9 protein-coding genes are annotated in these 9,463 nt (G+C 66.8%); 3 read left to right on the forward strand and 6 right to left on the reverse strand.

What is annotated here, in order from left to right:
* Window positions 1-74: 74 nt before the first annotated feature.
* Both K2Z83_RS10255 and K2Z83_RS10260 read left to right on the forward strand, forming a co-directional pair.
* Window positions 75-659, forward strand: a complete 585-nt coding sequence (locus tag K2Z83_RS10255; RefSeq protein ID WP_220595083.1) for a TlpA disulfide reductase family protein — start codon at window positions 75-77, stop codon at window positions 657-659.
* Complete coding sequence (locus K2Z83_RS10260; protein ID WP_220595084.1) at window positions 656-1,543, forward strand: DUF2085 domain-containing protein; 888 nt, start codon at window positions 656-658, stop codon at window positions 1,541-1,543. The genes K2Z83_RS10255 and K2Z83_RS10260 overlap by 4 nt, the downstream gene beginning before the upstream one ends.
* Window positions 1,544-1,633: 90 nt before the next feature.
* Here K2Z83_RS10260 and hemG read toward each other — a convergent pair whose 3' ends face one another.
* The 6 genes from hemG to K2Z83_RS10290 all read right to left on the reverse strand — a co-directional run bounded on the left by hemG (window position 1,634) and on the right by K2Z83_RS10290 (window position 8,844).
* Window positions 1,634-3,043, reverse strand: coding sequence for a protoporphyrinogen oxidase (gene hemG / locus K2Z83_RS10265; RefSeq protein WP_220595085.1), 1,410 nt, complete (start codon window positions 3,041-3,043; stop codon window positions 1,634-1,636).
* 130 nt (window positions 3,044-3,173) lie between these two features.
* On the reverse strand, window positions 3,174-4,553 hold the full coding sequence (gene hemN, locus K2Z83_RS10270; protein ID WP_220595086.1) for an oxygen-independent coproporphyrinogen III oxidase: 1,380 nt from the start codon (window positions 4,551-4,553) through the stop codon (window positions 3,174-3,176).
* A gap of 95 nt (window positions 4,554-4,648) precedes the next feature.
* Window positions 4,649-6,313, reverse strand: coding sequence for a magnesium-protoporphyrin IX monomethyl ester anaerobic oxidative cyclase (gene bchE / locus K2Z83_RS10275; RefSeq protein WP_220595087.1), 1,665 nt, complete (start codon window positions 6,311-6,313; stop codon window positions 4,649-4,651).
* Between the two features lie 29 nt (window positions 6,314-6,342).
* The gene (bchJ, locus tag K2Z83_RS10280; protein ID WP_220595088.1) at window positions 6,343-6,939 is read right to left on the reverse strand and encodes a bacteriochlorophyll 4-vinyl reductase; all 597 of its coding nucleotides are present in this window, start codon (window positions 6,937-6,939) and stop codon (window positions 6,343-6,345) included.
* A gap of 127 nt (window positions 6,940-7,066) precedes the next feature.
* Window positions 7,067-7,777, reverse strand: a complete 711-nt coding sequence (locus tag K2Z83_RS10285; protein WP_220595089.1) for a hypothetical protein — start codon at window positions 7,775-7,777, stop codon at window positions 7,067-7,069.
* Window positions 7,778-7,872: 95 nt separating this feature from the next.
* Window positions 7,873-8,844, reverse strand: a complete 972-nt coding sequence (locus K2Z83_RS10290; RefSeq protein ID WP_220595090.1) for a MoxR family ATPase — start codon at window positions 8,842-8,844, stop codon at window positions 7,873-7,875.
* Window positions 8,845-9,053: 209 nt separating this feature from the next.
* Between K2Z83_RS10290 and K2Z83_RS10295 the strand changes: the two genes are divergently transcribed.
* Window positions 9,054-9,463 (forward strand): HAD hydrolase-like protein (locus K2Z83_RS10295; RefSeq protein ID WP_220595091.1); only part of this gene is annotated, 410 nt, incomplete at its 3' end.

Genomic DNA, 9,463 nt, shown 5'->3' on the forward strand with positions numbered 1-9,463 from the left:
TGACAGGGCCGGCTCGCGCTGCTGCGCCCCAACATGTCTTCCCTTTACCCAGTTGGCTGATCTATAATATCGGTATGAAGCCAATCCTGCGAACCCTCAGCGCCACAATCGCCCTGGCCATCTTGGCCCTGGCCCTGGCCGCCTGCAGCGCCAGCCAGCCCGCGGCGGCACCCACTCCCACCATCGAGGTGGGGACGGTGGCCCTGGCCACCCAGAGCGCCATGATCGACACGGGCGGCGGGCGCCCTGCCGACGGCGAGGTCGCCCCCGACTTCAACTACACCATGGCTGACGGCAGCGTCCACAAGCTCAGCGAGCTGCGCGGCAAGCGCGTGCTCGTGAACTTCTGGGCTACCTGGTGCATGCCCTGCCGCGAAGAGATGCCCGAGCTCCAGCAGACGGCGGACGAGAACAGCGACGACCTGGTGATCCTCGCCGTGAACCGCAACGAGGCCCCGGCCGCCATTGCCAAGTTCGGCAACGAGATCGGCGTCACCTTCCCGCTGATCGCCAACATCGCCGGCGACATCGGCGACCGCTACGGGGCCACCAGCCTGCCGACGACCTACTTTATCAACAGCGACGGCACGATCAGCAGCAAGCAGCTCGGCGCGCTCTCGCCCGCGCTCCTCAGCAAGCACATGGATGGGCTGCAATGAGCGAGAACAGCGCAGACGAAGTTATCCGCCTGGCCCAGCAGCAGATCGCCGAGCGGCAGGAGCGCGCGGCGCTTGAGCAGATCACGCAGGTCGAGGGCCGCCTCCGCCGTGAGGTGCCCTGGCGCTGGATCTTCGCCGGCGTCGGCGCGCTGCTGCTTGTGGCCCTGCTCTTCAGCCCCGGCGTGCCCCTCCAGTGGAAGATGTACGCCGTCGTCCACGGGGTCTGCGCCCAGCAGCACAACATCTTCCTCGGCGGCATGCAGTTCCCGCTCTGCGCACGCAACAGCGGGATCTATATGAGCTTCCTGCTCACCCTGGGCTACATCTACGCCATCGGGCGCGGCCGCGCCGGGCGCGTGCCGCCCTGGCCGATCAGCGTCGCCCTCATCCTCTTTGTCGTGTTCATGGGCGTGGACGGCTTCAACTCGCTGTTCGTCGACATCGGCCAGCCCAGCCTCTACGCGCCCGACAACTTCCTGCGCACGCTCACCGGCATGGGCATGGGCATCTCGATCGCAGTGATGCTCCACATTGTGCTCAACATGACCCTGCGCAAGGACGTGGAGGACGGCGTGCCCGTGCTGCGCAGCTGGTGGGAGCTGCTGGGGATCATGGCGATCGACCTGCTGGCCCTGGCCGCGATCTACGCCAACCTGGGCTTCATGTTCTGGCCCCTGGCCTTCGCCGCCTTCTTCGGCATCACCGGCGTGCTCTACCTGGTCTCGCTGCTGCTCACCAGCCTGTTCATGGGCTACGAGGGCAAGATCACCAGCATCCGCCAGCTCGCCCGCCCCGCCACCGTCGCGATCATCCCCACCCTGATCATCCTCGGCGCGATGTCCTACCTGCGCTTCTGGCTGGAGAGCCTGGGGCTCATTCTCTAACGAGGGATCGCTCTCGCTGCCCGTAAGGGCGCAGCAGCACGAGGCCGCCCTGACGCAAAGCGTCAGGGCGGCCTCGTGCTGCTGCGCCCCTCAAAAGGCCGAGGTCGGCGTACACTGGCGCAGCTGGCCCTGGCGGGCGAGCTGCTCGCCGAGGGCGATGCCCTTGTCCCAGCACTTCTCCACGCTCAGCCCGTCGCGGTAGTTGCCCACCAGGAACAGGCCGGGGTTCTCCGCCTCAAGCTGCACCAGGGCCAGCATGCGCCGGGAGTGGCCGGCGGTGTACTGCGGGATGGCCCGCTCCCAGCGGGTCAGGTGGGTCATCGCTGGCTTCCCGCGCGCGCCCAGGATCTGCTCGTGCTCGCGGATCACCATGGCGACCAGATCCGCGTCGCTCTGGCGGGTCGTCTCCGGGATGCGCGCCCCGCCCACGAAGGTCGTCGTCAGCACGTGGCCGGCCGGCGCGCTGCTGGGGATCAGGGTGGATGACCAGAGGATGCCGAGCACCTTGCGGCCCTCGCCCGAGGGGCAGAGCACGCCGAACCCGTCGAGCGGGTGGGCCATCGCCTCGCGCTTGTAGCCCAGGTGGACCACCGCCATCGGCGGGTAGGGGATGCTGCGCAGCGCCTTGGCGGCCGCCGCGTCCATACCCTCCACCAGGTCGGCCGTCACCGCAGCCGGCGACGCCAGCACCACGATATCGGCGCTGACCAGCTCGGTCTTCCCGTCGCGCTCCACTGTCAGCTCCCAGCCGCCGTCCTGCTGGCGCACGGCGCGGGCGCGGCTGTTCAGCCAGACATTGTCGTCGCCAAGGGCGCGGGCCACCGCCTGCGGCCAGGTCGACAGCCCGCCCGTGAAGTTAAAGAGCACGCTCTTCGGGCGCTCGCCCTTCGGCTTCTTGGGCGCGCGGTTGCGCCCCATGATCATGCCGCGCACGATGCTGCCCCCGCGCTGCTCGGCCTCCCAGATGCTCGGGAACGCCGCCCTGACCGAGGTGGACTTCGGGTCGCCCGCGTACACCCCCGACACGAAGGGGTCGACCAGCCGGTCGGCCAGCTGGTGGCCGACCCGCCGCGAGAAGAAGGCGGAGACGCTCTCGTCGGGCAGGTGCGTGCGCGGGATGAGCGGCTCGGCCAGGACGCGCAGCTTGGAGGGCATCGAGAGCAGCGGCGTCTTCACCAGGCCCGCCGGTGACATCGGGATCAGCTCAGGCTTACCATTCAGCAGGATGTAGCGCCGCGCGCCGCTGCGGTCGGCCGTCAGCCGCTTGTCCATGACCCCCAGGTTGCTGAAGGCCTGCCAGAGCGCCACATCCTTGCTCGTCACCGTATTCGGCCCGCAGTCCAGCGTGTAGCCGTCCTCCGTCCGCATGCTGCGGATCGCCCCGCCCACCTGCGCCGACGCCTCAACCAGCAGCACCCGCGCGCCCTGCCGGAGCAGCCCGTAGGCCGCGCCGAGGCCGCTGATCCCGCCGCCAACCACGACACAGTCGTAGCTTGTCATCTAAATCCTCAACTCTTCCTTATCGGGCAGGCCGACGCCAGCGGCGTCGGCCTGCCCGATAAAAAATCGACAGTTCCACGCTGCCGCAGGCGCATGCCCGCGTACAGACAGCGTGAGCGAACGCTCACGCTCACACCGTCTTCGAGAACACCGTCCGCTCGGCGGTCTTCGCCAGGTGCGCGTCGAGCTCCATGGCCAGGTTGCGCACGAAGAAGCGGCCCAGTGGCGTCACCTGCACCCGGTCGGGCAGCAGCTCCACGAAGCCATCCTCAACGTAGGCCTCCAGGCGATCCAGGTCGTCGCCCAGGGCGTCGCGCAGGTCCACGCCGAACGCCGCGCGCGTCAGATCGTAGGGCAGCTCCAGGTTACACATCAGGTGCAGGATGGCCGTGCGCCGCAGCAGGTCGTCGTCGCTCAGCTTGTAGCCCTTCACCACCGGCAGCTGCCCGGCGTCGACCATCTTCTGGTAGCGCCCCAGGTGCGGCTCATTCTGCGCGAAGCGCCCGGCCAGCTCGCCGATGCTGCTCATGCCGAAGGCCAGCATGTGCGGCGCCGGGCGGGTGGTGTAGCCCATAAAGTTGCGGTGCAGGTGCAGCTCGCGCGCCGCCACCGCCAGCTCGTCCTCGCGCAGGGCGAAGTGGTCCATGCCCACCCAGTCGTAGCCGGTCTCGGCCAGCGTGTCGATCGCCATGCGGAACATGCTGAACTTCGTGTAGGTGTCGGGCAGCTTCGTGGCATCGATCGCCTTCTGCTGCGGCTTCACCCACGGCACGTGGGCGTAGCTGAAGCAGGCGATCCGGTCCGGGCGCAGCTCGCCGATCGCCTTCAGCGTGTTGTGGAAGCCGTCCTGCGTCTGCAGCGGCAGCCCGTACACCAGATCCAGGTTCACGCTGGCAAAGCCCAGGTCGCGGCAGGCCCGATAGAGCTTCTCGGTCTGCTCAAAGGGCTGGATGCGCCCGATCGCCGCCTGCACATCGACGTTGATATCCTGCACGCCCAGGCTGATCCGGTTGAAGCCCATGGCGTGGATCTGCGCCAGCTGCTCGACCGTGCCGATGCGCGGGTCGATCTCCAGCGAGATCTCGCCGGCCCAGTCGATCGCGAAGTTGTCCGACAGCAGGTTCACAAGGCGCATCATCTGCGCCTCGCTGAGGAAGTTCGGCGTGCCGCCGCCCCAGTGCAGCTGCACCACCTGACGCCGCCCGCCCAGCAGCGGCGTCACCATCGACAGCTCGCGCTCGATGCGGTCCAGGTAGCGGTCCACCACATCGGAGCGGCGGGTCACGGTGGCGTTACAGCCACAGTAGGCGCAGTGCTCGGCGCAGAAGGGCAGGTGGACATACACCGAGAGGGCGTCGTCGGGGCGGGCCGCCACGTCGGCCAGCGCCTCGCGGTACTCCGCCTCGCCGAAGGTCCCCGTCCATGCGGGCACGGTCGGGTAGCTGGTGTAGCGCGGCCCCGGCTTGTTATAGCGCGCCAGCAGCTCTGGCGAGATAATCACATCAGACATAGTAGTTTCCATCTATGGGTATATGCTGATGCAGAATGAGGCAGCCCTGGGGCTGCGCTCAATCTGCAATCTGCAATCTGCAATCGCCAATCACCCTAGCATCCCACCTGCTTGTTGGTGTCGCGGGTGCCGAACTCCGCGGCGGCGGCGGGCTCCAGCGGCAGGTTCAGGTCGTTCTCGGCCTGGTGCTTGATCAGCTCCGGGTCGTAGCGCGCGGGGATGGCGCCGCCGAAGGTGGTGTCGGCCACCTGCTCGGGGTGCTCCTCCTTCATGCGGGCGATCTCATCGAGGGTGAAGACGCGGGTCTGGTCGAAGTCCAGGTCAACCTCCATCGAGCCGCCGCGCATATGCACGCGGCCGATGTCGTAGAAGCGCTTCTCGAAGGTCGTCTTGGCGAAGGCGCGCAGACAGCCCATCATGTACTTGCGCTTCTCCTTGTCCTTGATGAAGGGGTACTCCAGGAAGGCCTTGCGCATATAGAAGCGGGCGTAGTTGCGGAGCACGCCCTTGAGCACATCCTCGCGCTCCATCAGGTCGGGCTTCATGATCGGGGTGACGAAGTTGTACTTCGAGTAGTCGCGCACCTCGACCCGGTCGCCCAGATCCTCGAAGAGCTCGGCGAAGGGCCAGGGGGTGTACATGTTCCAGTTGGCCATGTCCACCTTCCAGTCGAGGGCGTAGCGGTAGGTCTCCTCGATCAGCTCCGGCGTCTCGTTCTCCATGCCCATGATGAACTGGGCCTCGGCCACCATGCCCGCGTCCTGGATGAGCTTGATCGCCTCTTTGTTCTGCTCGATCGTCGTCTGCTTGCGGAAGACCTCCAGGTTCATCTGGGCGGCGGCCTCGGTGCCCAGCGAGATGTGCATCAGGCCGGCCTGACGCCAGAGGGGCAGCAGCGCCTTGTCGCGCATAATGTCGGTCACGCGGGTGTTGATGCCCCAGAGCACCGGCAGCTTGCGCTTGGCCAGCTCCTCGCAGAGCGCGGTGAACTTCTTGCGGTTGAGCGTCGGCTCCTCGTCGGCCAGGATGAAGAAGCCCACCTTGAAGTCGCGCACCAGAGTCTCGATCTCATCGACGAACTTCATCGGGTTGCGCGCGCGGTAGCGCCGCCAGAACTTCCACTGCGAGCAGAAGCGGCAGGTGAAGGGGCAGCCGCGGGCGAAGTTTGGCACCGCCACGCGCACGTTCATCGGCACGTAGATGTACTTGTCCCACTCCAGCAGGCTCCAGTCCGGGGTGAGGACATCGAGGTCGGCGATCGGGTCGGCGGCCGGGGTGGCGATGACCTGTTCGTTCTCTAGGTAGGCGATGCCCTTGATCGTCGCCCGGTCCTTCACGTCGGAGCCGGCCTCGATGCTGCGCATCAGCTCGACGATGATCTCCTCGGCCTCGCCGCGGACGATGTAGTCGATCCAGGGCGCCTCGCTGAAGACCTGGGTGTACATGAAGGTCGGGTGGATGCCGCCGAGGATGAGCTTGGCGTTGGGGCGCTCCTCGCGGGCGATCTTCAGGGTCGCCTGGGCCTTGATGATCATGGGGGTGATCGCCGTGGCCATAATCACGTCGGGCTTGTTGATGCGGATGATCTCGCGCAGCTTGTCGTCGTCGATGTGGAAGGTCATCGCGTCGATGAAGCGCACATTCTCGTAGCCGGCGCTCTTCAGCGCGCCGCCGATGTAGGGCACCCAGCTCGGCGGCCAGTTTCCGGCGATCTCCGCTCCGCCCGCGTGGTAGTTCGGCTGGATCATCATGATCCGCATGGCTCTGCTCCTTACAATGAGGGAAGACCCTAGAGTACTATCTGGTAGACACAGGCGTCGCCGCCGTGGGATTGGCATGCGGTCTCGCGCAGATCGATGCGCTGGCTCACCACGCGGCGCAGCATCTGGGTGAAGGCGCCGCTGTAGTAGCGGCAGAGCGCGCCGGAGATGTCGGCCGCGCGCTGATCGTCCGGCCTGCCGATGCTCACCGAGGGCGCGCGGCCAAGGCCGAAGCGGAAGACCCCGCTGCCCACAAAGGTCCAGGCGTGCTTGCTGATCGCGAGCAGCAGCAGGCGCAGGCTGATCGGCGCGGGCAGCAGGCCGAGCACGGTTCGGATGGGCGCCGGGATGCGGTTGGCCCGCACGTAGTCGGCGGTGCGCTCGCCCGAGCGGTACAGGATCTCGCCCGCCCGCTCACCGCCCATGCGCGCGACGAGCAGCCTGACCAGGTCGTGAAAATCGGACTCCGGGATCATCGCGTGGGGCAGCTCGCTCAGGTAGCCTGCAGCGTCTCCGGCGAGCAGCGCCGGCAGCTCCTCGGGGGCGTAGGACTCACGCAGGGCCGCGATCGTCTGGATGATCGCGTTCGGGCCAATCCTGGCCACATGCATCGTGGTGGCAACCAAGGCGTCCTCCAACACAGGGCGGGCGTGCCGCCTCGCGTCTTATGACATATATGTAGTTCAGATTGCTGACTACACACAATATAGTACCTTGTGTCGTTGCCGTGGGAAAGCGAGAACTAACCGGGGGTTATAGTGCCTTAACTAAAGGCCGCACCGCCCAGTATGCTCGGCCGCGGCGGCGGGGCGGCTGCTGTCCCTGGCCCTGGGCCATGTCGGCCATCTGCTGGCCAACCTGCTGGCCGATCTGGTCGGCGAGGGACTGCTGGTTCTCGCGGGCGGCCTGCATGATCGCGGCGATCGCCTCCTCGCTCATGCCGGCCTCGCGCAGCTTCTCCAGCAGCTCGCGCATGAGCTGGCTGAGCTTGCTGAACTGCAGCTCGCGCATGGCCTGGCGGGCCATCCACTGCTGGTAGCGCGGGCTGGTCATATGTGGCGGGCTGACCTGGCTGAGCATGTCGCGGATCTGCTTGTTCGAGAGCTGCTGGCCGGTCATCATCGAGCGGAAGAGCTCGGCCAGCTGCTCGGGCGTCATGTGCTGCAGCATCTCCTCAAGCATCTGCTCCAGCTGGCGCAGCTCATCCTCGGAGAGCTGGCCGCCGCCGGCCTGCTGCATGGGCGGCGGGGCGTCGCTGCTGAAGTAGAGCGGGAAGAGCTCCTGGAAGGTCTCCGTGTCGCCCCGGTCTTTGATCAGGGTCGCCTGGAGCGCCATGCGGAAGAAGTCTCTGTCGGCGATGCCGGCCTGCTCGATCGCGCGCATGGCGTCGGCGCTCTCGGCGAGGCTGACGCGCACCCCGGCGGCGCGCAGGCCGGCGATAAACTGCGTGATTCGGCGGTCCATATGGTGTATGCCTCCCGTTGGGGCGCAGCAGCGGACACGCGAGCCGCTGCGCGCAGCGGCTCGCGTGTCCGCTGCTGCGCCCTTACACCGAGCACCTAGTTATTCCACTCGTTGCCGCGATAGCCGCCGCGCGGGCGGTCGCCCTTATCCCCGCGCTCGGGCTTGTCTCCGCCGCTCTGGAGGGCGCGCTTGGCCCGCTGCAGGTCGCTCTCGTACTTGAGCAGGACGCTGAGCGTATTGTCGAGGGTGCTCTTGTCGAGCTGCTTGGCGTTCAGCTCCAGCAGGGCCCTGGCCCAGTCGAGCGTCTCGCTGACGCTGGGGTGCTTCTTCAGGTCCATGCCGCGCAGGCGCTGCACCATCTCCACGGCCTGGCGGGCCAGCTTCGCGCTCAGGCCCGGCACCTTCAGCTGGACGACGCGCAGCTCGGCCTCCAGGTCGGGGTAGCCGATGTGGATGTAGAGGCAGCGCCGCTTGAGCGCCTCGCTCAGCTCGCGGGTGTTGTTCGAGGTGAGCAGCACGCTCGGCATGTGCTTGGCTTTGATCGTGCCCAGCTCGGGGATGCTCACCTGGAAGTCGCTCAGGATCTCGAGCAGGAAGGCCTCGAACTCGGCGTCGGCGCGGTCGATCTCGTCGATCAGCAGCACCACTGGCTTCTCGCTCATCAGCGCCTTGAGCAGCGGGCGGGGCAGCAGGAAGCGCTCGGAGAAGAAGACCTCCTCCTCGCCGGCCAGGCGGTCGGCGGCCTCGCGCAGGCTGGTGGAGTCGCCGAGCACCTGGCCGAGCTTATCGCGCAGGAGCTGGGTGTAGAGCAGCTGCTTGGCGTACTCCCACTCGTAGAGCGCCTTGGTCTCATCCAGGCCCTCGTAGCACTGTAGGCGGATGAGCTCGCGGCCGTTGGCCGCCGCCCACGCCTTGGCCAGCTCGGTCTTGCCGACGCCGGCCGGGCCCTCGGTGAGCAGCGGCTTGCCCAGCCTATCGGCCAGGAACATCGAGGTGCTGATCTCGTCGGAGGCGATATATTGCTGGGCACTCAACATCTCACGCACATCGCTGATCGAGCTGAGCATGGTCTGCGCTACCTTTCTCTGCACGTCACGTATTGTTGTCCTGAAGGTCCGCTGGGAGGGGTTCGGGGCGGGCCTATCTCTCCCCGAAAAACCACCCACCATCATTCAGTGCGGTGGGTCACGTATATACGCCTGGAGTAATGTGTGAGGGGATGTGTTCAGTATAGCACGCTGTCTTGCGGCGTGCAGGGGATGTTATACTAGCCATTATGAGCAGCACACTACGCTACCCGACCGTTCTGTTCGACCTCGACGGCACCCTGACCGACCCGCTGGAGGGGATCGCCCGCAGCGTGCGCTACGCCCTGGAGCAGCTGGGCCGCCCGCCGCTGAGCGACGAGGTGCTGCGCGGCTGGATCGGCCCATCGCTGCGCGCCTCGCTTGCCAGTGTCCTCGATGGAGATCAGGACCTCGTCGAGCAGGGCATGACCCTCTACCGTGAGCGCTATGGCCCCACCGGCATCTTCGAGAACCGCGTCTACCCGGGCATCCCGGCGCTGCTGGGGGACCTGGCTGCCGCCGGGTGCGCCGTCTGCCTGGCCACCTCCAAGCCGCAGATCTTCGCCCAGCGTATCCTGGAGCACTTCGGCATCGCCCGACACTTCACGGTCATCGGCGG

Source organism: Oscillochloris sp. ZM17-4 (assembly GCF_019599295.1).
Taxonomy (GTDB): domain Bacteria; phylum Chloroflexota; class Chloroflexia; order Chloroflexales; family Chloroflexaceae; genus Oscillochloris.